Raw genomic sequence first — 24,732 nt, forward strand, 5'->3', positions numbered from 1 at the left:
AGATACATGCTTAACTTCGCACCTAAGATTTCTCGGGGATTAGCAGTACTAGCTGCAGGAATACTTACTGCAGTGGTTTCAGCACCGGGAGCAGTAGCTCAAGAATCTCCCATTTTGCAGGGCGGAAACCTTAACCACGTGGGCGCCTGCATCGCTCAAAAAGGCGCCCTTGATGTCATCGTGATGATCGATGAGACAGAATCACTCATCCACGAGGCCCGCGATGGCAACGTAAATGCAAATGTCCCTGGCGCTGATGCTGATGGAAACCGCGTACCAGCAGCTCAAAGCTTTATTAAAGAACTTCTCAACAAACAGGAAGACGAAGGCTTCCAAACCAAGGTCAGGGTTTCTGGATTTGGCCAAAGCTATAAATCCGGCACCACTGATGCTGAAAACTATGGCCCCTGGACTGAGCTTTCACAGTCTTCCCTTGATGGCACGCTCGCAGAAATTCAGGCATTTTCTGACCGCACCTCCGAGCAATACACCAACTATGCCGCTGCACTTGATGGGGCATACCAAGACTTTTCCCGCTCAGAATCTGCCGATGCCTGCCGCATGTTGGTGACCTTCACCGATGGTGCACTTACAGCTGAGGAAGGCGCAGATGCAGCTCAACAGGCATTATGCGCACCTGGCGGAGTCTCTGACCGCTTACGCGCTGGTGGGATTACCCACATTGGCATCGGTTTGTCGTCGCCAAGCAACCCCTCTGACTTCCGCTTGCTGCAAGGTATCACCGAAGGCCCGGGAGCCGGTGGCGATAGTTGCGGCGTGGAAGCGCCCAATGGCGCTTTCTTTACCGCCGACAATGTGGGCGGGCTTTTTGCGGCTTTCCGCGAGGCGCTGGCAACTGGTGGTGAATTGATGCGTGAAACCCGCGCCGGGGAACCGTTTAGCTTTGCGTTGGATAATTCCGTGGATTCGGTGCGTTTTTCCGTAATCGCCAAAGACGATCTGGGCGAGCAGGCACACCTTGTTGTTACCGCCCCAAATGGGGAGAAGATTTCCCTGGTAGATAGTGGTTCTGGCAGTTTAAACTCTGCCAATGTCACCTGGGAATCTCAAAATTCGCCGGTGCAATTGGCCGATGGCACCTTGACCCTGCCAGATGGTGGGGATTGGAAAGGCGTGTGGCAGCTGCAATTTGAGGGTTTTGATGCCTCCAAGGCAGATGGCCGTGTGTTTAACTCAGTGTCTATTCAGCCTGATCTGCAGTTGGAGTTTAGCGGTGGGGAAGCCGACGATAACGGTCTGAACCTCCGCGATGACCAGCCACTTCAGCTGCATTTGGTGGACCGTGAAGGTAACCCACGAGCGCTTGAAGGATCAGCCACTGTTGATTTGACCTTCACCCGCGCGGATACCGGTGCGGAAACCTCCCTGACCCAAGGTCTTGATATCACCTCTGGTCAGGCGGAACTTCCGCTTTCTATGATCTCCGAATTCCCAGCGCTGGGTACCTTGAACGCACGTACTTTCATCACCACCGCTGGAGTTGACGGCCAGCCAGGTACAGCGCTCAGCCCAATTCTCAACAGCACGGGCATTAGCGTTACCCAAAGAGATATGCCGATCGTGCCAAGTTCCATCAACTTCCGCGCCGATGAGGAAGTTGTTACCGTCGAGGTCCCGATTAGCGGCCCTGGAAAGGTGTGGCTACCAGCAGGAACAGCACTTTCTGGAAGCTTGCCTGATGGTGTGGACAGCATTGCAGCAAGCAGCCAATTTGACAGTCCAGACAATGCACTCGTCTTGGGACTCGATGAAAAGGGCACCCTACCTGTGCAATTGACCATGAGTCAGCTGCGCGATGGTTTGGTCAACGGCGCATTGCCTATTCAGATTTCCAATCCTGAGGGTGGCAATGAAACCACCGTAAATATTCCGGCGGAAGGAACCCTCAGCGTTCCCCTAAATGCCACCCAATTTGCGCTTGCTTTCATCCTGGCATTGCTCATTGCGCTACTTATTCCGCTGCTTATTCTCTATTTGATTCGTTACTTCACCGCGAAGATTCCATCCGAGTCTTTCGCAGCCGTGCGCATTCCGCTCACTTTTGAAGGCGACCTCATTAAATATGAAGGTCAGCAGCGTCCAGAGCTGGGCTCAAAGACGACCTCTTCAAACCAGGTCAATCACCAGGGAATTTCCTTTAATGCTGCTGGTCACCAGGTGAAGGTGAAGCGATTCCAACTTAACCCGATTGCTTCACCCGTAGCACTGGTCCAGACGGTGCCGTCGATAAGCAATGACGGCAAGTCCGAAAAGGCTAAAGCCAAGCTCCCCGTGGTAGTGCAGGGGACCTGGTTCTTGGTCGCCACCGATGCTGAAAACATTGACCTCATCGCGCTGCCGGTGCTGCCGGCCGATCCAAGCCAGCTGGATCGCATGGCCTCTGACATCCGTGACAAAGCCCCTGAGCTGGTTAAAAAGCTGCAAACCATGCTTGTCGACGCCGCCCCCGCTCAGCCCACAACGCCTAAGCGCGGTGCTAAGAAATCCGGTGGCGCTGCGCCGAAAAACCCAGCTCCACCTGCTGAAAAGCCGGATTCCCCACAGTCTGATCCCAATAGTTTTGGTGGCTCTGGTGGCTTTGGCTCCGGAGGTTTCGGATCTGGTGGCTTTGGCTCTGGTGGCTTTGGCTCGGGCGGAAATACTGGCGGCAATTCCGGCGGAACAGGCTCTGGTGGTTTCGGGTCTGGTGGCTTTGGCACCGGCGGCTCCAGTGGATCTCGTGGCTTTGGCTCCGGTGGTTTCGGCTCGGGTGGCTTTGGCCCGCAGTAGAATACTGCGGGCCTGCGGCCCAAACGATAAAATCGTATAACTCTGATTCATTTATTTTTTTTAAGGAAGACTTCACATGCATAAAGTTCTTGTCGTCGGTTGTGGTGGCTCAGGTGCCAAAACCCTCGCCTATATGATGGATCAGCTTAAGTCCACCCTGGCAGATCGTTTGCCTGAGCGATATGACAGCCCTAAAGACGTAAAACTTCCCGGTGCATGGCAATTTGTATCCGTCGATGTTCCCACCACTCCAGAACGCCCAGGACCTAATCTTCCCAACGTTCCAGAAGCTGGCGGACGTTATATTTCCTGTGGATCTTCCGATCGCTATGTCACTGTGGACACTGCAGTGACCAACCAATTAGCAACTCGCCGTGCTCAAGGCAGCATCGCTACCTGGGCATTGGATAATCCTGAATCTGAAACCACCCCAATTAGTGCAGGTGCGGGCCAGTATCGTTCCATTGGTCGCATGCTCATCCTGAGTAAATTACAAGAAATCCAGCAAGAGCTACGCAAGTCTTGGGATGTCCTTTTTACCGGTGAAACCGAGCGTGAGCTAGCCGATCTACGCTCCCAACTTTATGGCCGTTCCGTATCCTCAGGCGATACCTCTAAAGAACAGCCCATGGTCTTTGTAGTCTCATCTATGGCAGGTGGCGCTGGTGCATCGATGGCACTTGATATCTGCCGTTTGCTCACTGGCCTTGAAGGTTATGCAGTGGGCCAGAGCTCCCTATTTATGGTGACTCCAGATATCTTCTCCCAGCTCTCTCCAGATGCTGTTGCTGGTACCAACCCAAATGCATTGGCCATGTTCGCCGAGCTCGTCGCCGCCCAGTTGGGTGCTGCCACCGATGCTGACCAGCGCATTTTCAATGCTTTGGGCGTGCCAGTAGGTAATGATTCAATCCCAGTTGGACGTATTTTCCCCGTGGGTGTGCGCTCCGGTGAAAACGGCGCACTACTTGGTGACGGCAAGCCAGATACTGTTTACCGCGCACTTGGTCGTGGACTCGCAGCACTGATGTCCGATGAAGTCTCCATGGATAATTACAAACAATTCACTCTGGGCAACCGCGGTGGATCAGGCGCCGATCAGAGCAAATATGCTTGGGGTGCAGCAGAAGCCAAGAATGTTCCCTGGGGTACCTATGGCTACGCGCAGCTTTCCATGGGCCGTGACCGCTATGCAGAATACGCAGCTCAGCGCCTTGCCCGCTCAGCAGTAGAGCGCTTGTTGCATGGGCACGAAGATCCTCATGATGATTCCCCTGCTGACCAGCAGATCATCAAGCGTTTGAATAATAATGAACAAAGCTTCTTTGCCCAACTCAACACTGTGATTCCAGAACAAGGAAATGAACTGAACTGGATCGGAGCTAATTTCGGCGAGGTAATTGAGTCCTGGGCTCGTCGCATGGCGCAGAAAATTAAGGAGCAAGTTCCAGAGGCCAATAATAAACGTGGCAGCGAGTGGATCAGCGATGTTATGCGTGGCCTGCAAGAAGCTAGCCGACAAATTGACCTCGATGGCAAGGGTGAGCTCTACCGCGGTATTTCCTTCTGGGCCAGCTCTGAGGCGCTGCAAAACTACATTTTGAATATGGTGCGTGCGGAAATCGGTAAATACGGTGTGGCTTATGCCAAAGCGATGATTGATAAAATCCGCAACCACATTGAAGTTTCCACCCTGCCGGCGCTCAACCACTTGTGGGAGCAACGCAGCCCAGAAGCAGTGGGGCTTTCCGACGAACGACGCCTGCAACTCGAAGGCGCCAAGGGTCGCGTTGAGGATTCAACCCAGATGATTGCAGAAATCATCGATGAAAACGCCACCCCGCTCCGCCTGCGCGGTGCCCAGCATATTGCCCACCATATGCAGGGCATTTTGCGTGATTTCATTAATCACTTCCTTGCACCATTGCAGCGCAGTATTAATGATAAACATGAGGATCTAGAGAAATTCAGCGAGCTCAGCACCGATGTGAACCTCGGTGTCTCTCAGCTCAAGACCAATGTGCCCGCGCTTTGGCCAGATGAGAGCCAGACTCAGGTTCCTCGTCGATTCAGCCAAGCCGCCAACGAGGTCTTCCTCACCCAGGTAGAAAGCTTCCCTAGCCAATTTGAGGCAGATATTATCCAGTCTGCTCAAAGCGAGCAGAGCCAAGATGTTGACTACACCTTTGCTTTGAGTGAATCTGCAACTCGCGTGGTGAGCGGTGAATGGGAATCTCTTTCCGGTTCTGAGCAATCACCAAAGGACCTCATTGTGCTGCAAGATACCTGGGTTTCCCGAGAGTTAACTCTCGATCCCAATAATCCCAAAGCACACCGCGATCCTCGTCCGGCGCGTTTTGATATCAATATCTCCACCGATGCAGTTTTGGAACGTTCACGCCAGTACATTCGCCGTCCAGGTTTCTCTTTCCAGCAGTTTATTTCCAGCTCTTTGCGTGAATTTGTCACTGCTGCAGGACTCTCTGAGCATGAGCGCCGCGCCCGCCGCCAGCAGGTTCTCAGCAAGTTCAGTGAGGCTATGACTTATGCCTTGCCATTGGCACAGATCAACACTCAACTGGTGCGCGCCATCTACAACGATGAGGTGCGTTATCAGTTCAACTTCTCGCGCATTCCTTTCGGCGGCGATGAAGTTGGAGCCAGCCTCGAGCAGGCAGTTCGTGATTACCCCAATCATCGTCCGGCAGATGTCACCAAACCACTGGGTAAAGCACTGGTTAACCAGGGTGAAGAGCGTTCCATCGACATTTTTGGTTCCTACCCCAACTATGCGCCGATCGTGTTTGAATCCTTGCTGCCTCCAATCGAGAAGCAATGGCGTCAAACCGCCGGAACCCGCGAAGAATTCTGGCATGGCCGCCGCACTCGTCCGCTGACCGCAGCGTTGCCGATGACCGATGTGGAAAGAAACGCCATGGTTCGCGGTTGGTATGTGGGCCGTTTGGTTGGACGCGTATTCTTCCCCGGTACCTTGGACACCTCAGATCTCACCCCGGTGCAGATCTATAATGAACACAGCAATAGCTGGCTCAACTTCGACACCCCGATGCTCACCCCAGCTTCCCGCTTCCGCGCCACCCTCGATTGGCTGCCTAACCTGCTGGAATCGGTTTCTTTGGCATGGGCGCGTGCTGGCGCACAGCCAGTATTTGAATCCGTCAAGCCATATATCGAGCTGCGCCACCTCTGGGACGATGCACCCAGCCCATCCCGCGAAGGACGCACCACTAAGGGGCGCCGTTTGCTACACAAGTGGCTTTTCGACGGCGAACGCCAGTCGGGCGAGGCCTTGCAGATCGAGGGAACCGAAGTCGGAGTCACTCCAGAGGAGCGCCTCAAGAACGCCGTTGCCTGGTTGCAGCGCCAAAATGAGATCGCGCAGCACTATGTACCAAGTGACAAACTGGGTCAAGGCCAGATGTTCAACTTTGCTGAGCGCCCCTATGGCGATATCACCGATCGCCAATTGGCATCTCAGATTCCGGTATTCCATGACATCGCCGTTGATGTTGCCGATGCCACTGCTGAGCTAATTGAGGTTCTTGAAGCGTGTTATAAGTTGGGAGCACCCGTCGACAAGCCCACTGGGTTTGGCGCGCCAACGCGCCCGACTAACTCCGGTCCTACCTTGCCTGGTCAAGGGGAGTTCTAGTGGCAGATTCCTTTGATAAAACGCTCACCATATTTTTGGGTCGCGGATTATTATCCCAAGGCATTCGACAAACGATCGAAGATTTCACCGCCACGGGATTAATCCGCAACCTGGTGTGGGTGGATGCGGATGCCTTTGAAACTTCCGCTTCTTTGGTTACTGAATTGCGCGTTGATGATGCAGGTCAACCGCATATTGCGCGTCGTCCTTTTAATGAGCTGGTCTCCCGCTCCGGCGCGCAAAAAATGAACCTGGGCGTTATCAATGTAGTGGATTCACCAGCTGGAACCCTCGGGTATGCTGAGCTTTCGCCACTAATGCGCACCATTGACAGCGTGTGCGCCAATTTTGAGATTCACCGCACCAACTTGATGATTACCTCGGTAAATGCTCCTTTAGAAGGACAACTTCCGGTCCTGAGCGGTTACCTCAACCTGATGTTGGCACCGGAGGATTCGCCTGGTCCCGATGCATCTACCGTGGCTTATCATCATGGCGATCTTGACCATAGCTTTGTGCTGCACTGTAGCGCAGGTATTGCTTCCCTTTTTGGACTCTGGGAGGGAAGCACCAGTGCACCGGTTGCTGATCTGGAACCAGCTAAGGGCAGCAGCTTCCGCCTGGTCCGCGCTTTTTATCGGCATATTGACGGTCAAGCTGTGCAGGCACGTCTTAAAGATCTAATTTTGGCGACCGAAGAAAATCCTTTGCCCAAACTTAAGGAACAACCCGGCACCGATTACACCGCGCAATACACCGAAAATCCTGAGGATTTTTCCCATAAAGCAGCAGCTGAACTTTTTGGTGAATTTGATAAAACCCTGGTTAATCCCCAAAGAGACGTCTTGGTGAAAAAGACTCAGGTGATGAGTTCCGGCCAGGCCACCAAAGAATTCCTCGGTGCTTGGTGGAAAAACCTCATTCGCACCCCGCGCCGGGCATGGGATGATTTACGCTCCGAAACTCTTAGCTTGACCGATGATGCGCTTCAAGCAGGAATTTATGGCACCACCTCAACTGCAGCACACGTTGGGCAAGCTGGTGTCGCTGCGCATTATGGACAACAACGCAGTTCACAGGCTTCTCAGGTAGATCAGGAGCTCAATGCTGCTGCAGAATTGGTGAGTGTGTGGACCGCATACGCCAATACGTCCATGAGCTTGTTGGATGCAGAGCCGCGTTTTATTGGGCCTGGAAAAGATGGCATTCGACGCCCGGCCGCGGTGAAATCCAACGCCTCAGAGCGAGTCATCGTGGCCCGCAAAGCAGCTGATGTCATTCCAGGACCCAAAGAAAACTATGGCGCTAGCCTGCCCGTGGAAATCAAAGTGCGTGTTGAGGGTGGAGAAGTTGCTCCCTATGACGTGATTGGGCAGGAAAAATTTGAAGAAAAACTTGCTCGCCATAGCGACAGTGGACAACGTGGCATCGGCGCTGCCATCGGTGAATTTAAGCAGTGGAAAGAAGAAAACTCCAACTCCTACGCCTATTTTGTGGCGCAGGGTTTGCGAGATCGTACCCGTCACCAAATGATGGAAAAACGCCGACTGGAATCAACTATCGCCGATTTGGAAAAGAAATCGGTGGAAGGTCCCAAAGTTGGCAAAATGGCCAGTATTTTCCGGTGGTTGGGATATGTCATTTTTTGGTCGGCCATATTCTTCGCTGGCGTGTGGTGGTACAAAAACGTCAATCAGGAACCTGGTACAGCTCTTGATACCTGGGTGCTGCACCTCAATAGTGTCTCAACTGCCAAAAAATGGACATTTTTTAGCACATGGTTTGCACTATGGCTGCTGTGTGTGATTTTGCAGAATGTGGGTCTGGCCAAGGATAAGCTCCGTATTCAAGCCTTCCGCGATACCACCTCGCAGGAACTTCGTACTGCGCGGGAAAATTTGGAGATCATAAAGAACAATCTGGTGCGCCTTGAAGTGGGCTACCAGCAGTTCTTGTCTACCTCAAAAATTATTGGCACCTTGTTGGAAAAGCCTTTTGGTCGCATCAGCAAAGAGTCCGAATCGCCACTCATTTTAGAAAACACCGTTCCAGATTCCGTGGTTTTTGCGGAAGCTACCCCAGATTCCCTGGCAGTGGACCAATTGGCGCGGAGATTCCGCAGAGAAGTATTTGAACAAGGCTGGCTCGGCGAGCATGTTTTGGAAGGCATTAATCGCGCTGCGCAGATTCTGGCAGAGCGTACCAACAGCCCGGTTAATACCAAGAATCTTTTTGCCACCACTGGCAACAATACCTTCGGTGATCTGGGTCGATTAGCCGCCAGCTTTGAGGATGAGAAATTCCTCAATGAAGACCGCAGTGTGTCTACCTGGTCTGAAATCACGCGTGAGCTGATTAATGATCCCCATAATTACCGCGCCGGCGTTCTTGATTCATTGACGATCTACCGTGCTGGACACAAGATCAGTGCGCCTTCCTATTCATCCTTGGAAAAGCACACCACCACGGGATCCTTTAACGGTGAGATTGCTACCGAAATTGGTCGAGTGCATGACATTTTGGAATTGGATCCGAACCTGTGCAAATACGAAACACATATCAATGCCTTTGATTACATCGGATTGAGCGAGGTCTTGTTGCAGGTCAGTGGGCCAGTAAATGAGCAAGATATTGCTTTTAAGATCCCTGAACAAAAGCAGATCTCTGCAGAACTTATCGCTGGAATGCCGGTTGATGAGGACTTTCCCACCACTGGTGTAAATCCCAACCGCTTCAACCAAGGCGGAGTAAATGGTGGCTTTTCTGCCCGAAATAACAAAAACACGCAGTTGCCAGGAATGGGGGAGTACTAAATGTCCACCGAATACCAAATCCTTAGCGCTTTTAGGATCTGGCGTGATACTGCCAGGGAGACCTATTCCGCACAGGCACTGCCGTCTGATGAAGCGCTAATTGCAGCAGCTGCCAATCCCGAATTATTAAAAACTGGAGAGCAGTATCCCGAGCTTTTGGTCTGGGCGAAGCCACTGCGGCGGGTATCTGGTTATGCCCGCGTAGGCACGACCTCAATTATTGAAGACGGCAGCGATCCTTTGTTATTCCAACCGGATCTGTCTGTGGATATCAGTGGCAGAGGAGCACCGGCAACATCTGAGGCAAGCCCCGAGGTAGTGGCCCCCGCGCCTGTTCCTGCGGCAACCCCGGAGCCTGAAGCAAATTCCGGCACAACAGCTCCCGCCCCGCCCAGCAGAAACGAAACCAGCACTAAAGAAACCGGCGCTGAAAAACCTAAACCCCAAAAACGTTCCCGCCACCGGGAGGACAATCCCGCAGCTCCAGCGGCAACGGACTTTATCCAAGCAACTAAAGCAACAATTGCCAGCCCCAGCCGAGGCGGACGTCGCCGTGCCCGTAATACCACGGCTCAAGTTGACTCCAACATGCGTAAATGGGAGTCCTATGAGTTTGCTCGCCTGGATGCTTTTGCCCGCCCTGAACCGCTAGCAGGTGCAGACCTAAGAGTCGAAGCTAATGCCACTGGTGGGCTTAACTTGGACTGGGAATTACTAGAACTGCCACCACAGCAAGTGCGTCTTTTCCGTATTGTCAGTGATGATCAATCCTTCGAATTGGATCCTGATTTTGGCGAGCACCGCGCTGTCACAGTGGGCAATCATTGGACCGATAATGAGGGTTTGACCTCTGCATACCGTATGTACCAGGTGTGGATGTACGTAGGCACTTCAGAATCTACGGCGGTTCGTTCCCAACCAGTGCTCATTGGTGAGAAGTCTTATATTCTTCCCATCGGCGAGCTGGAACTTTCTGTTGCTGGTTCTGAGGTTAAGGGGCAATGGGCCTCTGCAGAGCACACCCACCGCGTGGCAGTTTTTGCGGTTCCAGACAATGAGCGCCTAGCTTTGGTTCGTCGCAATGAGATCGCCACGGATACCGCTAATCTGCAGGGCTTCCGTTTTACGCCACAGCACCGCGGCCGCGGATATAAATTTGTGGCGCAGCGCTTTGTCATCATTAATGGCCTGGAACTTGCCTCCAAGCCCTCTGATGAATTCACCATTCACGTTCCGGCTGAGGTTATGGCCGTGCCAATTCAAGTGGTGGAAAAGGATAACGGCTTTGACACCACCTTTAAGGTGTCCTGGCAACCACCACATTCAGGAGATGTGTGGATTTATCGCACCGCCACCGCACCCGATCCTGAGCTGCAATTTAATGAAATTGAAGTAGACCAGCTGGAAGGTTTTGGACTAGCACGCCGCGATTGGGCCAATGACTTGGAGGGAGAAAAATCCTCCTGCACCGTCACGTGGCCTGATGATTGGTATTCAATCTTCATTACCCCAGTTAATGTGGTGGGCAACCAAGCCCAGGTGGGTAAAACCCATTCCCGCGTGCGCGTGGGCGCAATTACTAACGCCACCTTGCATGAGCGCGTGAATAGCCAATTGCTTACCTTCGGCTGGCCCGAGGAAGCTCATGAGGTAACGGCTGTTTTTGGTGAAACCGGCACCGGGCAGCTGATTGGACCCACCCCAGAGACCCCCGGCACCAGCTTGGTCAGCATCCACCAGGAGGCTTATCAAGATGAAGGCGGTATGCGTTTCCCACTGCCAGGACCAGGCGATATCGCGCTTTTTGCTTCCCGAGTTTATGAAGGCCACCAAATTTGGGGTGAGCCAGTGGTGCTGCACTATCGAGGAGTGCGCCAATTCAGCTATGAATTGCAGGTTTCTCAGGGGCGTCTCTTTTTGGCTATTTTTGCCGAGCGCGAACAGCTGGAATCTTCGCAGCTGGATCAATTTACCCTGCGTATTCACCGCAGCCGTTTGCCTTTGGAGCCAGAAGATGGCGATGAGGTGCTTACCCGCACCATTGATGGCAGCACCAACACTATTGAAGAAGAGCAATTTAGCCCAGGCATTAGTGCTGGAGCATTAGGCCCCAAAGGCCCAGCAGTGGTGAAGTATTGGGAGATTAATCCCCACATTCTCTCCTATCCTCCTACTTCTTTCCTCCGTCTTTTTATTCGCCAACCAGCAGATTCTATGGCGCCGGTAAATGCTTTGATTGATCCACACCCAGATCAATTGCGCTTGCAAACCTGGATTCGGGGAGGGGTAGTGGATAATGATCGATAGTGCCCCAAGCCAACGATGGGCACACATTACCTATGCCTCTTTTAAGAGCAAAACACGCCGCAGCGGGTGGAATGTAGGTCCCACCCTGCGTGCAAGTATGAAAGATCAGCAAGATGTAGCTGCTGCTGCGCCGACCAGTTTGGTGCCGGTAAAAAGCTTTGATGATTTTATTAGCAGCACTGAGATTGATGCTCTGCCCAGGCGTTTTGAATATCGCCCCGGGGCTAGCTCGGCACTTTTTATGCAGTCGGTGCCAGCCGGTAAAGATGCCACAGGTAGGCCGGGAAATGTGTTCACTCATGCCTTTATTGACCATGATATTGATGAGCCGATGCTCGCCAATTATCCCATTGACCTCTACCGATCTCCGGATTTACTGACTCCTTTTCGGGCGCAGGCTGTTAATGGTGTCGAGTTAAAACCAGAGCTCACCGAGCCGCGGGCGGGGTTATTTGCGGACCTTTCCCTGGCCTGGATGATGGTTGATGACATGTTTGGGCCGCGTCGAGAAGCGTTATATCAGCTCCAGGACGTTTTGCAGGCGGGCTACAAACGCGCGGTGTTATTGCTCAACAGCTCCAACGAGGGCGCTTATTGGATTCAGGCTTTGTCCTCCACGTTGACGCCGGAGGAAGCGCGCATTTTGCTGCATTTTTCCACCTTCGAGCGTGCTGCCACTTTGCCCGCCGCCATCGCCGACGCGCCATTTGGCACCATCCTGGTGTGCCCGCCGGAGGATGCTGCGCTCTTGCGCGACCTCCCCGACCTGGAGCTCATCGACCCCGCACACATCACCCCAACAGAGCACGGTAGCTGGGCTCAGATGACCGCCGGAATTTTTGTTGAGGGCTGCGATCCAGAGCAAATTGTCGATGAATTAATCCAGGTCAACCTAGATATTGGCGACTACGCCCTGAGCCATGCCCAAATGGGCGATGGGCTGGCGCGGGTGATCAAGAACCGTGGCGACGGGGTTAACCAAGCGCTTTTCGACGTCGCCGAGCAGCATTTGGAAGCGGATTTTGTGCCTGTCGCTTATCCCGCAATCGATATGGAATTTATCAAAGAAGTTATTGCTAATCCTTATCTCGCGCAGGAGGAATCTAGCTGGCCAGTGCTTGGTGCAGATCCTGCACTAGCTGCACAGGCACGCGCCTCTTTAGCGGGGCTAAGTGATGCTCCGGTGCGGGTATTGATGGCTTATCTCAACTTCCTTCTGGACACCGGTTTGCTCAGCGAACAGACTGCGAAGGATGATAATTTCTTAGGCTCTCTAAGTGCTTTTCGAGCGTTGAGCAGTTGGGACAAAGCGCCAGCTTTGGCGAGTGAGCACCACCTTTTGCGCGACGTATTGCGGGGCGCAGTGAGGCAGCAGCGCGCCGTCGAAAAGCAAGAATGGGAGCCGAAGTTTATCTCTGCGCTGCGCCTTCTGCATTGGGCCAGCCCTTTGAGCGGTGTGTTGGAATGGCTGATCCGCGATGAGAATGTGGAAATCTTGCAGCAGATGGTTGAACAGGGCTATTTGCAGCAGACTCCAAATTCTCAAGCTGCCTCAATGCTGCGTCTTTATTATTCTGTAGGACTAAGAGTGCGGTTGCAGCCGATAATTTCAGGTCACGCACGGGACCAAAAAATTTATGAAATTATCCGATACGCCTGCAGTGATGCCGTGCAACTGCATGTTTCCTCCGAAATGCACAATGGGCATAGTGTGAATTTTGCGCCCTTTGTGCACATGGCACGCAGAGTTGCGGCGAAGGACCTATATGCCGTGGATATGGGGGTTCAGCAAATGGATTATCTGAATGAGATCGCCAAGAACACCGATCCGCAATATTTGGGCTTAGACTCAGCAGTAAATGAGGTTTTTGTCCTCACCGCACGCGAAATCTTGGCCGAAGATCAACGCATTAGACATGGCCAACCCACTATTCGAAAGGACAGGCGCTGATGGACAAAAATATCAACATTATTCGTTTGGATTCAGGGCAATCCTTCGAGGTTCCAATCCGGGGCTTTGTGGCGCGCATCGAATTTGATCTGCTTGGTGCCAGCGATTTTCAAGTTGAAGCCGACCGGATGGAAAAACACCGCCGCGGCAATGTGGTGGCAATTAGAAACCCGCTGGGTAACTCGGAAATTTCCATCACCCCGGATCGCACTCGCAGTGAGTTTCCCACCGGCACCCAACTCTTTGTGTCCGTCACCTTGGAAGACGCCAGTGGGGAGGAGGTGCGCTTAGATCTGCCTACCTTTGCCATCGGTGGTTTGCGATCCTTCCCGGTGCTGGGTATTTTCACCAGCTTTGATGTGGTCCGCCTGCAGGCAGGCGATGCCAATACTGACAGCTCCCTAGACGTGGTGGCCTCCGGTGTGCGTTCTGCACTGCGCCGAACCCTAGACCGCGACGGCGTATCTGAACCACCGCGCACCGCAGTTACCGTACTCATGGATGTTTCCGCCTCCATGCAGTTCAGTACCTCAACTGAGGTTTTTGATGTGATGTGCGCTTTTGCTACCGGCGTGCTTTCCACTACCAGCCAGGGCTATTCCATCCGTCTATTAACCAGTAGTTCTTCCCGTCCGCTGGAACATTTGGATTCCCCCGAGGCGATTCGTGCCCTAAGTAGCCGTTTCTCCCCAGCGCGGGAAGTGGGGTGGAATGTAGATCTGGGCCAAATTGATCCCCATGATGCCGTGCTGGTGCTTTCCGACGATCTCCCCACCGAGGTTGTTGATTTACCTAATAGGGTGCACCTTCTAAGCTCCCGTAAACCACTGGTAGATCATGGAATTAGCGTCACCCACTTTGATAACAAACTTATTGATGCTCTCAAGGCTCAAAATATTAAGGCTTTGGCAGTACCCGCACGCACCATGTTTGATGCACTTACAGGATGGACGCCAGCCTCAGAGACTGAGGGGTCGGAGCCATCAGAGCGGTCTGAACGGTCTGAACGGTCTGAACGGTCTGAACGGTCTGAACGGGAAAGCCAGCAGCTAGCAACAGAGAAGAAAAACTCATGAACGATCAATTAATTAATGATCCTGAGGTGTCAGCTCAGGACGCAGCCCTGCTGCCCACCAAATGCCCCTTTACTTTTAGGGAAATGCCTGCTGATGCTGCCTTTTCTCCCTATGTTGATAATGAACGTGGGGACTATCAACTTCCCGAAGGCTGGCAGGGTTCTGGCACCATTACATTTGCCATGGCTGGTGATCGTTCCTCCGGAAAGAGCCTTTATATTGCAGTGATCGTGAAGCTGCTGCGTAAGTTGGTTATTGCCAACGGCGGTTCCTTTCGCAGCGCAGATGAGCACACTCGTCGCATTTATGAGGAGAAATATGAAAATCCCCTCTTTGCACAGATGGGACTTTTGCCTCCGACGCCACCAGCGTCTGCTGCCGATGCGCATCAAACTCGCCCTCTGATTTTTGATGTGTCCACCCCAGCGCATCAAGGCCAACGCCTCTTTGTGGTGTTTAGAGATGTGGCCGGAGAAGACCTCCAAGAAGAAAACTTTGCACAGCGCCAAAGTGAGCTGGAGTTCTTCAAGTATGCCGATCGCATCATTTTCCTCTTTGATCCCATGGCAGTGCCGCGTATTCGCCAACTGCTGGAAGGCTCAGTGGAAAGCCCAGAGGTAGGCGAGGACGGTCCTACCACCGTGTTACGCAATGTCTTGCGAGTGCTAGGTGAAGAAGATCGCCCCAAGATTTCACTGTGTCTTTCCAAGTTTGACACCATGCAGCGCTTGGCCGAGGTGAACCAGCAACATTTGCACTACAGCGGAGCAAATATGGTCAACTGGCAGCGCGTTATGCGTAACTTTGGTGCAACTTTTCGGCGCGATAGCGCTGCACTTGATGCTCCTTTTGATCGCACCGGCATTGAGCTTTTAGACCTTGAAATCCGCAGCATGTTGGAGTGCTTGGACGCTACCCAATTGCTCAACCAGCTCAACCAGCCTTTACTGGGCGTGCAGAGCTACGAGTTTTCTTGTTTTGCGGTTTCTGCTCTGGGTGCGCCACCGGAAGGTGATCGAATTGCGCGTACCGGTATTGCGCCTTTTCGGTGCTTGGATCCCATCCGAGATGTCCTGGCTGAACGTGGCCTTTTTGATGGACCGGTCCACCGCGAATTACCGCGGGTGATGTGGGGGAATGCTGTTGCAGCAGGGGCGCAAGTTTCTGGTGAAGCAGCATCTCATCCTACCCTTTCACTGCAGTCTCCTAATTCTGCGGGGCTTCAACCTCTAACTGAAGAGGTACCAGCCGTGGGCGCTACTGCAGTAGCTTCCGCGCCAGTTGAACCCAAAAAACGTCGATTTTGGAGGTGGGGACGATGAGCTCTCAGTATGGCAGGCATAACGGTCATAGTGGCCAAAGCAATAGCCCGGTGTGGGGAGAAGCCTCTGCAGCATCTAAATCCCATGGTGGATTTAGGGCAGGGGAGCCCCACAGTGGACTATTTGCGGAACAAGGCACAGATATTCGCCAGGTACGTGAGGATGAGGAGCGACTTGCTGCAGCTCGTGCAGTTAAGCGGAAATACCGCCTCAGGTTAGCTACGTGGATTGTGAGTGCAATCGGTGCTGTACTGGTGGTTGCAGGCTTAATGATGCTGCTGTGGAGTGGTGATCTATTTCTGTGATCCACTAATGCTGAGGGCGTGCCGATACCTTATATATACGTATAAAAGTAACGTGCGCTGGCAGGCTGCCTGCAATACCCGATGGAATACCCTTAGAGCCGGGGCAAAAGCTTGCACTCGGGGCCTTAGAGTGCTAAAAAAGAGGTTGGCACTCTACTCGTATGAGTGCTAATAAATGATCATGAACTGCTTGGTGGGTGAGGTTGGTTCACACTCACTAACCGTGCCGTCGCGGGCGCCTACCGGGCAGATGACGTGAGTGTCGTCCTACAAATTCTGAGGAGCACAAACACATGGCAAAGATCATCGCCTTTGATGAAGAAGCACGTCGTGGCCTTGAGCGCGGTCTTAACACCTTGGCAGATGCCGTTAAGGTAACCCTGGGACCAAAGGGTCGCAATGTCGTTTTGGAGAAGGCATGGGGCGCCCCCACCATCACCAATGATGGTGTCACCATCGCTCGCGAGATCGAGCTCGATGACCCATACGAGAAGATCGGTGCTGAGCTAGTTAAGGAAGTTGCCAAGAAGACTGACGACGTCGCTGGCGACGGCACCACCACCGCAACCGTTTTGGCTCAGGCATTGGTGAAGGAAGGCCTACGCAACGTAGCTGCCGGTTCCAACCCAATGGGCATTAAGCGCGGTATTGAAAAGGCAGTAGCTAAGGTTACTGAGAGCCTGCTCGAGGCAGCTAAGGAAGTTGAGACCGAGGAGCAGATCGCTGCTACCGCTGGTATCTCCGCAGCTGACCCAGCTATCGGCGCACAGATTGCTAAGGCAATGTACGCAGTTGGTGGTGGCAAGCTCAACAAGGATTCCGTTATCACCGTTGAAGAGTCCAACACCTTTGGTGTTGAGCTCGAGGTTACCGAGGGTATGCGCTTTGATAAGGGCTACATCTCCGGTTACTTCGCAACCGACATGGAGCGCCTCGAGGCTGTCCTCGAAGACCCATACATCCTGCTGGTTTCCGGCAAGATCTCCAACATTAAGGATCTTCTCCCACTGCTGGAGAAGGTTATGCAGTCCGGCAAGCCTTTGCTGATCATTGCTGAAGACGTTGAGGGCGAAGCTCTGCAGACCCTCGTTGTTAACAAGATTCGTGGCACCTTCAAGTCTGTTGCTGTGAAGGCTCCAGGCTTCGGCGATCGCCGTAAGGCTCAGCTGCAGGACATCGCAGTTCTCACCGGTGGTCAGGTTATCTCTGAGGAAGTTGGACTTTCCCTCGAGACCGCTGACCTCCCACTGCTCGGCCAGGCACGCAAGGTTGTTGTCACCAAGGATGACACCACCATCATCGATGGCTCCGGCGCTGAAGCTCAGATCCAGGGTCGCGTAAACCAGATCCGCGCTGAGATCGAGAACTCTGATTCCGATTACGACCGTGAGAAGCTCAACGAGCGCCTGGCAAAGCTTGCCGGCGGCGTTGCAGTTCTTAAGGTTGGCGCAGCTACCGAGGTTGAGCTCAAGGAGCGCAAGCACCGCATTGAGGACGCTGTCCGCAACGCAAAGGCAGCTGTTGAAGAAGGCATCGTTGCCGGCGGTGGCGTCGCGCTGCTGCAGGCTGCACACGTCCTCGACAACGACCTTGAACTCGTTGGTGACGAAGCAATCGGCGTCCGCATCGTGCGTGAGGCTCTGAACGCTCCACTGAAGCAGATCGCTTATAACGCTGGCCTCGAGCCAGGCATTGTTGCGCACAAGGTTTCCCAGCTCCCACAGGGCCAGGGCCTGAACGCTGCAACCGGCGAGTATGTTGACCTCATGGCTGCGGGCATCAATGACCCAGTTAAGGTAACCCGCTCTGCACTGCAGAACGCTGCTTCCATCGCAGCGCTGTTCCTGACCACTGAGGCTGTCGTTGCTGACAAGCCACAGCCAGCAGGCGCAGCAATGCCAGGCGCAGATGAGATGGGTGGCATGGGCGGCTTCTAAGCCTTCTAACCCCTCATATTCATAAGCTCCTTCCGCTCCTTGCGGGAGGAGCTTATTTTGCGTTTGCGGGCGCTTATCGACGAAACCCAGTGCGCCTCAGTGGTAGGCGTTATATTCCAGGGGCGAGGTGAGATGGAGCGAGGAATGACATTTTAGCCCCTGATGGGGGTGGGGTAAAAAATTTCTTTTGCTTGGTCGACGTTTAATCGCGAGGTTATTAAGTCTTGTTACACATTCCGGTAGTTGTATAGAAAAGTTTCCCTGAAGTTAACCTAATAAGCCCTCATTTTCCCAGGTCGTGCCAAAATTAACTGCAAAAACGTTTTTAAGAAATTAATAAATTATTTCTTAATCTGCAATGAAAAAACTTTCCCAACCCGCTTGACGGCGCCCAAAAATATGATTGAATAAGTGAGTGACGTCCTGAGGACGTTAGCAAACTGGCAACCTTCACCAGCTTCCTTGCTGGTCCTCTTAAGGAGATTTCTCATGGATCTTTCCCAACTCGCAGACTCCCTCGACGATTACTCCACCTTTGGTGGCAACATCGGCACCGCTCTTCAAGAGATCCCTAATCTCTTGAAGTCCATCATTGAGTTCTTCCAGGACTTTGGTGGAAACACCGACGAAACCAGCGGCTACTTCGACGCGCTCTCCTCTTAATTTTCAATATGGCTGTTAGGTAAGTGCCTAAAAGCCTGCTCACCTTCACCCGTATTTAAAATTCTCTAAAGGAGATTTGAAATGAACGATGTTGTAACCTTCCTTGATGGCGTATTCACCCTTTCCTCCGAGGGCCTTTTCGGCGAGATTTTCAACTTCCTCGCTGCTTCCGGCGACTGGGCTGGCGCAGTTGCTGACCTCCTCGGACTGGTTAAGTAATTTAAACCCTCAGGTTTAAAACCTTAAGCTCCGATCCTTTATTGGATCGGAGCTTTTTGTTATGCACTTTTCACCAAAAACGCTACACATCGCGCCTAATGTGCGGGAGGTAGGTATGATTTTCAGCATGGCTAATACCAACGATAATGATCTCCCCGTCATCGACCTTGCAAAGATTGAAGGCTATGTAGTTGATGATTCAGACGAGGACGATCCGGTACTCCTGCGTCCAGATGGCACAGCCATTGAAACCTGGAGGGAAAACTATCCTTATCAAGAGCGCGTTAACCGCGAGGACTATGAAAAGGTCAAGCGTTCCTTACAGATCGAACTGCTGAAGTGGCAGAACTGGACCAAGGAAACTGGCCAGCGCCACATCATCCTCTTTGAAGGCCGCGATGCTGCTGGTAAGGGTGGCACCATTAAGCGCTTTAATGAGCACCTAAACCCCCGTGGTGCCCGCACAGTGGCGCTGGAGAAGCCTTCTCCACGTGAGTCCACCTCCTGGTATTTCCAGCGTTATATCCAGCACTTCCCAGCAGCCGGTGAGATCGTATTCTTCGACCGCTCCTGGTACAACCGCTCTGGTGTGGAGCGCGTGATGGGCTTCTGTACCGAATCGCAGCACGCTGAGTTCCTCCGTGAGGTTCCAATGCTGGAGAACATGATTCTTGGCTCCGGCATTAGCCTGACCAAGTTCTGGTTCTCAGTGACTCGTAAAGAGCAGCGCACCCGCTTTGCTATCCGCCAGGTGGATCCCGTGCGCCAGTGGAAGCTTTCTCCCATGGACCTGGCTTCTTTGGACCGTTGGGATGACTACACCCGCGCTAAGGAAGAGCAATTCCGTTATACCGACACCGATGAGTCTCCTTGGATCACCATCAAGTCCAATGACAAGAAGCGTGCCCGTATCAACGCAATGCGTTATGTACTCTCCAAGTTTGACTACACCGACAAAGACTATGAGCTAGTCGGCGAGCCTGATCCTTTGATCGTGCTGCGCGGTCGCGATCAAATTGGTGACTAAATAACTAAAAGCTTGTTCAGGAAGATCCTGAACAAGCTTTTAGTTTTTTAAAGGCGGTTGCTGCGGGGCACACCAACATAGCGGGTATCCATATAGTCATGGATGCCCTCTTGGCCACCTTCACGGCCCATGCCAGATTGTTTGAGCCCACCAAATGGTGCGGCTGCATTGGAGATCACACCAACATTGAGGCCCATAAGCCCTGCTTCTAGGTGTTCATTAATTTCCAGGCCCAGCTGCACATCACGGGTATACACATAGGATGCCAAGCCATATTCGGTGTCATTGGCTAGTTCGATTGCTTCCTCCAAGGTTTGGAAGCTGATAATCGGAGCCACAGGCCCGAAAATTTCCTCGCTAAGAACTCGGGAACCGGCTGGAACATTGTGCAAAACGGTAGGTGGATAGAAGTTTCCGGCACCTTCAATTTTGTTTCCACCGCACAAAACCTGCGCACCTCTTTGGGCTGCATCTTCAACCAGCTCAGCAACGCGATCGCGAGCTTTTTCAGAGATCAAAGGTCCGCAATAGGTCTCAGGATCCAGCCCATTGCCCACCTTCATGTCGCGGAATTTCTCGGCCAAACGAGTAGCAAATTCATCGGCGAGGGATTCATGGACAATAAAGCGGTTGGCTGCGGTGCAAGCCTCGCCCATATTGCGCATTTTCGCAGCTACAGCACCTTCTACAGCGAGATCTAGGTCAGCGTCCTCAAGTACGAGGAAGGGGGCATTCCCGCCCAGTTCCATGGAGGTGCGCAGGATGTTATCGGCAGCACTGCGCAGCAAATGGCGGCCCACGGCAGTGGATCCGGTAAAGGAGATTTTGCGCAGTCGACGATCGCTCATGACGGTATCGGAAACGGCTGGTGCATCAACGGTGGGCAAAATGTTGATAACACCAGCGGGGAAACCAGCCTGCTGAATAAGTTGTCCCAGCTTAAGGGTGGTTAGGGGAGTGAGCTCAGAGGGTTTAAGGATGGTGGTGCAACCGGCGGCAAGTGCCGGAGCCAATTTGCGAGTTGCCATCGCCAGCGGGAAATTCCATGGGGTGACCAGGTAGGTTGGGCCAATTGGCTGGTGGCTAACCATCATCCGGAGGTTGCCCTCAGGGGTGTCGGAGTAGTGGCCATCAAGATGTGCTGCTTGCTCGGCAAACCAGCGGAAAAACTCGCCACCATAGGTAACTTCGCCATAGGACTGCTCCAGGGGTTTGCCCATTTCAAGGGTCATAATGACCGCGAGTTCCTCGGCGTTTTCCTGGATGAGTGCAAAAAGCTTGTGCAATAGGGTGGCGCGGGTACGTGCTGGGGTGCGGGCCCATTCTTTTTGGGCGTTGTGAGCTGCTACCACCGCCTGGATTGCGTCGAGTCCACTTGCTGAGGCGACGTCGCAAAGCTTTTCGCCGGTGGCGGGATTGAGCACCTCAAAGGTGCCGCCATCGCTTGAGTCCTGCAAGCCCCCGTCGATAAGCAATTGGGTGGGGATATCAGCCAGGATGTCGGCGACTCGTTGTGCACTGACGCTCAGGTCATTAATTGTATTTGTCATTTTTGGACAACTCCTTGTGGTATGAGTCAACTTTGATTGTCCAGTGTCGCCTAAGTCACTAGATTTGGCAACATAGACAGCCCGAGAAAGGAAGCGATAATGACTACCGCTGCCAACCCAGACACCAACCATAATCCTGATGATGGTGCGAAGTCCCACCGGGACGACATCCGCCGTGCGGAACTCGGCCCCAACTCTCTCCTGTGGCAATACGGAGCGGACGCCCGAATTCACTTGCTGCGTGGTTACACCGGAATTTTGCAGAATATGCACCCTGCAATCGGACAGTCCCTTTTGGACCACTCCAAGTTCTTTGAGGAGCCTTTTGCCCGCTTGCAGCGCTCCACCCCGCAGATCATTGAGTCGATTTATGTGGAGGAAGGCAATCCGCTGCCACAGCGCATCCGCGATTATCACGTAGATATTCAGGGCACTCTGCGCGATGGCACCCGCTATCACTCACTCAACCCGGAAATTTTCTGGTGGGCCCACGCTACCTTTGTGTACCGCGTGATCCGCACCCAAGACCTCTTTGGTACGCAGTTCACTGCAGCTGAGCGCGATCAAATTGTGCGCGAGGGTGTGACCTGGTGGGAAAAATACGGCATGTCCAACCGTCCGGTTATTGATAACTATGACGAGCTCATTGCCTACATCGAGCACATGACCGCCACTGTGCTTGAGCGGAATGACACCGTGGACTTTGCCTTGCGCACTGCTCGCGTGGAAGAGCAAAAATGCCCTGATGGAATCCCTCAGAAAGTATGGGACATCCTATGGAAGCCCGCCATGCGCAGCCTGATTTGGGTAACTGTGGGCACTTTGGAAGATTCCCAGCGCGATATTTTGCAGCTGGACTGGAGCAAAAAAGACATCAAGCGCTTTGAACGTCTGTGCAAGGTCATCCGCTTTGTGTTCCCGAAGCTGCCAGTGAAAGCCCGCTATATGAGCCCCGGCCGTGAATTTATGGCTTATCACGGCATGCTTGGTGCTGAAGAGCAGGAAGAAGCAGTGAAGAACTGGGATAAGCGGGTCTCTACTGCAACTCCTTCCAAGGCGAACCCCAAGGATGAGGCTGGAGCAGCAGCGCATGAGCCTTTGGCCAGCGAGACCATGTCCATTCAGGAACGTCGCGCTGCAGGTTGCCCCTTCTAAGACCTTTTAGGTACTGCTGGAGAACCTGCCGAGTGCACGGTGACTGGCTCTTAGGTGTAAAGCGGAGATGATTCTGGTGGCAGTGCAGCTGCCCAAAGATCATCTCCGCTATCTGCATTAATCTGCGGCGGCGCTAAGCAGTGCTACGCGCTAGGCACAAGGCGGTGCTAAGCACCGCTACTATGGCGCCTTAGCTATAAGGCCGAACCTGCCTCGAGTGCAGCAGCTTAAGAGCGCAGCAGCTTAAAAGCGCAGCAGCTTAAAAGCGCACAAAACTTTAAACAATGTCCTCTAAAAAGAAAGCAACGAACTAATGCATAAGCGTTTCCCTCTTGGCCCCTTGCCAGAAGATTTGCACCGTAAGCTGCTTAACCTCACCACCAATACCAAAACTGCGCGGGCAGCTGAGGCTGAGCGTGTGAATGTTGAGGCCTCTTTTAATGGTGAAACCATCGGCACTGTGCTGGCTGGCACCGTTGAAGATGTGGATTATGCCTTTGAGCTGGCTCGCGCAGCTCAAGCAAAGTGGGCGCAAACTCCCATTGAACAGCGTCAGGAGATCTTCCGCGCTTTCCACAACCGTGTCTTGGAGAACCGCGAATTACTCATGGACATCGTCCAGTCGGAAACCGGTAAAAACCGTGGTTCCGCACTGGATGAGGTCATGGATGTAGCCATTAACGCTCGCTATTACGCCAATAATGTAGGCAAGTTCTTAGGGGAGAAGAAACGCCCCGGCGCGCTCCCCATCGCTACCCGCAGCGTGCAGCAGCAGATCCCCAAGGGTGTCGTCGGACAGATCACGCCTTGGAATTATCCGCTGGCATTGGGCATTTCGGACGCTATTCCAGCGCTGCTCGCCGGCAATGGTGTGGTAGCCAAGCCAGATTCCAATACGCCTTTTTCCTGCTTGATTGCAGTCCTCTTCCTCTATGAATCCGGTCTGCCCCGTGATCTCATTCAGATTGTTACCGGCTCTGGCACCGTCGTGGGCAGCGCAATTGCCGATCGCTGCGATTACCTCATGTTCACCGGTTCCACCAAGACCGGACGTATCTTGGGCCGACAGGTGGGCGAGCGCCTGGTTGGGTACTCCGCTGAGCTGGGTGGCAAAAACCCGCTCATCATTGCCAAAGACGCCGATCTTGACCTAGTGATGCGAGAAATCACCAGCGCGTGTTTCTCCAATTCCGGCCAGCTGTGTGTTTCCATCGAGCGCATTTACGTCGAAGAACCTGTGTACACCGAGGTAGTAAATCGCATGAAAGTCGCGGTTGAATCCATGAAAATCGGCAGCGGTTTCGACTGGAATATCGACATGGGCTCCTTGATCAACCAAACCCAATTGGACACCGTCAGCCACTTTGTTGACGAAGCCCGTGAGCATGGCGCCACCGTCCTTGCCGGTGGTAAGGCTCGACCAGATCTCGGCCCGTACTTCTACGAGCCCACAGTGCTTATCGACGTTCCAACTGGCACCCCAGTCCTCACCGACGAGGTTTTCGGGCCCGTTGTTTATATCGAAAAGGTCTCCGACCTCGAGGAAGCCGTGGAGAAAGCCAATGCCACCTCCTATGGCCTTAATGCCTCAGTTTTTGCCGCTCCAGAAACCGGCCGCAAGATCGCCAGCCAGATTGAAGCTGGTGGCGTGGGTATTAATGATGGCTACGCTGCTTCCTGGGCCACAGTCTCAGTACCACTTGGTGGCATGAAGCAATCGGGTATGGGACGCCGCCACGGACCAGACGGCTTGCTCAAGTACACCGAAACCCGCAATGTTGCTGAGCAGCGCTTCATCTCTATGCGCGGCCCAGCCGGAGTATCGCGCAAGATGTATGCCGATGCGATGGTCGCAGCCCTGAAGCTCGGCAAGAAGCTGCGTTTCCTGCCATAGGCTGGGTTGAGACCCCGAATTCAGTCTTCCGAAAGGACTACTGAATTCGG

General features: G+C 53.2%; 15 protein-coding genes. 14 read left to right on the forward strand and 1 reads right to left on the reverse strand.

What is annotated here, in order from left to right; translation table 11 throughout:
- Positions 1-6: 6 nt before the first annotated feature.
- From SFC07_RS09465 to ppk2, 12 genes are all read left to right on the forward strand, one after another.
- Positions 7-2,790 carry a vWA domain-containing protein gene (locus SFC07_RS09465; protein WP_411207998.1) on the forward strand — a complete coding sequence of 928 codons (2,784 nt, stop codon included), beginning with the start codon at positions 7-9 and terminating at the stop codon, positions 2,788-2,790.
- Positions 2,791-2,866: 76 nt separating this feature from the next.
- Positions 2,867-6,463: a tubulin-like doman-containing protein gene (locus tag SFC07_RS09470; protein WP_411207999.1), complete on the forward strand. Its 3,597-nt coding sequence runs from the start codon at positions 2,867-2,869 to the stop codon at positions 6,461-6,463.
- Entirely contained in the window at positions 6,463-9,276 is a 2,814-nt protein-coding gene (locus SFC07_RS09475) for a hypothetical protein (protein WP_411208000.1), read from the forward strand. The genes SFC07_RS09470 and SFC07_RS09475 overlap by 1 nt, the downstream gene beginning before the upstream one ends.
- Positions 9,277-11,583: a hypothetical protein gene (locus SFC07_RS09480; RefSeq protein ID WP_411208001.1), complete on the forward strand. Its 2,307-nt coding sequence runs from the start codon at positions 9,277-9,279 to the stop codon at positions 11,581-11,583.
- Positions 11,573-13,534 carry a hypothetical protein gene (locus tag SFC07_RS09485; RefSeq protein WP_411208002.1) on the forward strand — a complete coding sequence of 654 codons (1,962 nt, stop codon included), beginning with the start codon at positions 11,573-11,575 and terminating at the stop codon, positions 13,532-13,534. The genes SFC07_RS09480 and SFC07_RS09485 overlap by 11 nt, the downstream gene beginning before the upstream one ends.
- A complete protein-coding gene (locus tag SFC07_RS09490; RefSeq protein WP_411208003.1) occupies positions 13,534-14,610 on the forward strand; it encodes a hypothetical protein in 1,077 nt (358 codons plus the stop codon). The genes SFC07_RS09485 and SFC07_RS09490 overlap by 1 nt, the downstream gene beginning before the upstream one ends.
- Positions 14,607-15,932: a TRAFAC clade GTPase domain-containing protein gene (locus SFC07_RS09495; protein ID WP_411208004.1), complete on the forward strand. Its 1,326-nt coding sequence runs from the start codon at positions 14,607-14,609 to the stop codon at positions 15,930-15,932. The genes SFC07_RS09490 and SFC07_RS09495 overlap by 4 nt, the downstream gene beginning before the upstream one ends.
- Positions 15,929-16,237, forward strand: coding sequence for a hypothetical protein (locus tag SFC07_RS09500; RefSeq protein ID WP_411208005.1), 309 nt, complete (start codon positions 15,929-15,931; stop codon positions 16,235-16,237). Before SFC07_RS09495 ends, SFC07_RS09500 begins: the two co-directional genes overlap by 4 nt.
- Positions 16,238-16,530: 293 nt before the next feature.
- Positions 16,531-18,174, forward strand: a complete 1,644-nt coding sequence (groL, locus tag SFC07_RS09505) for a chaperonin GroEL (protein WP_411208006.1) — start codon at positions 16,531-16,533, stop codon at positions 18,172-18,174.
- 489 nt (positions 18,175-18,663) lie between these two features.
- Positions 18,664-18,837 (forward strand): PorH family porin, encoded by a 174-nt coding sequence (locus tag SFC07_RS09510; protein ID WP_411208007.1) that lies wholly within the window; start codon positions 18,664-18,666, stop codon positions 18,835-18,837.
- Between the two features lie 81 nt (positions 18,838-18,918).
- On the forward strand, positions 18,919-19,056 hold the full coding sequence (locus tag SFC07_RS09515; protein WP_411208008.1) for a PorA family porin: 138 nt from the start codon (positions 18,919-18,921) through the stop codon (positions 19,054-19,056).
- A gap of 127 nt (positions 19,057-19,183) precedes the next feature.
- Positions 19,184-20,083 (forward strand): polyphosphate kinase 2, encoded by a 900-nt coding sequence (gene ppk2, locus SFC07_RS09520; protein ID WP_247775096.1) that lies wholly within the window; start codon positions 19,184-19,186, stop codon positions 20,081-20,083.
- Positions 20,084-20,130: 47 nt separating this feature from the next.
- Here ppk2 and SFC07_RS09525 read toward each other — a convergent pair whose 3' ends face one another.
- Positions 20,131-21,633 carry an NAD-dependent succinate-semialdehyde dehydrogenase gene (locus tag SFC07_RS09525; protein ID WP_411208009.1) on the reverse strand — a complete coding sequence of 501 codons (1,503 nt, stop codon included), beginning with the start codon at positions 21,631-21,633 and terminating at the stop codon, positions 20,131-20,133.
- Between the two features lie 99 nt (positions 21,634-21,732).
- On the opposite strand from SFC07_RS09525, the gene SFC07_RS09530 reads away from it, so the two are divergent.
- The gene (locus tag SFC07_RS09530) at positions 21,733-22,788 is read left to right on the forward strand and encodes an oxygenase MpaB family protein (protein WP_411208010.1); all 1,056 of its coding nucleotides are present in this window, start codon (positions 21,733-21,735) and stop codon (positions 22,786-22,788) included.
- A gap of 313 nt (positions 22,789-23,101) precedes the next feature.
- Entirely contained in the window at positions 23,102-24,682 is a 1,581-nt protein-coding gene (locus tag SFC07_RS09535) for a succinic semialdehyde dehydrogenase (RefSeq protein ID WP_411208011.1), read from the forward strand.
- The last annotated feature ends 50 nt before the right edge of the window (positions 24,683-24,732 follow it).

The organism is Corynebacterium callunae (genome assembly GCF_046592015.1).
Taxonomy (GTDB): Bacteria; Actinomycetota; Actinomycetes; order Mycobacteriales; family Mycobacteriaceae; genus Corynebacterium; species Corynebacterium callunae_A.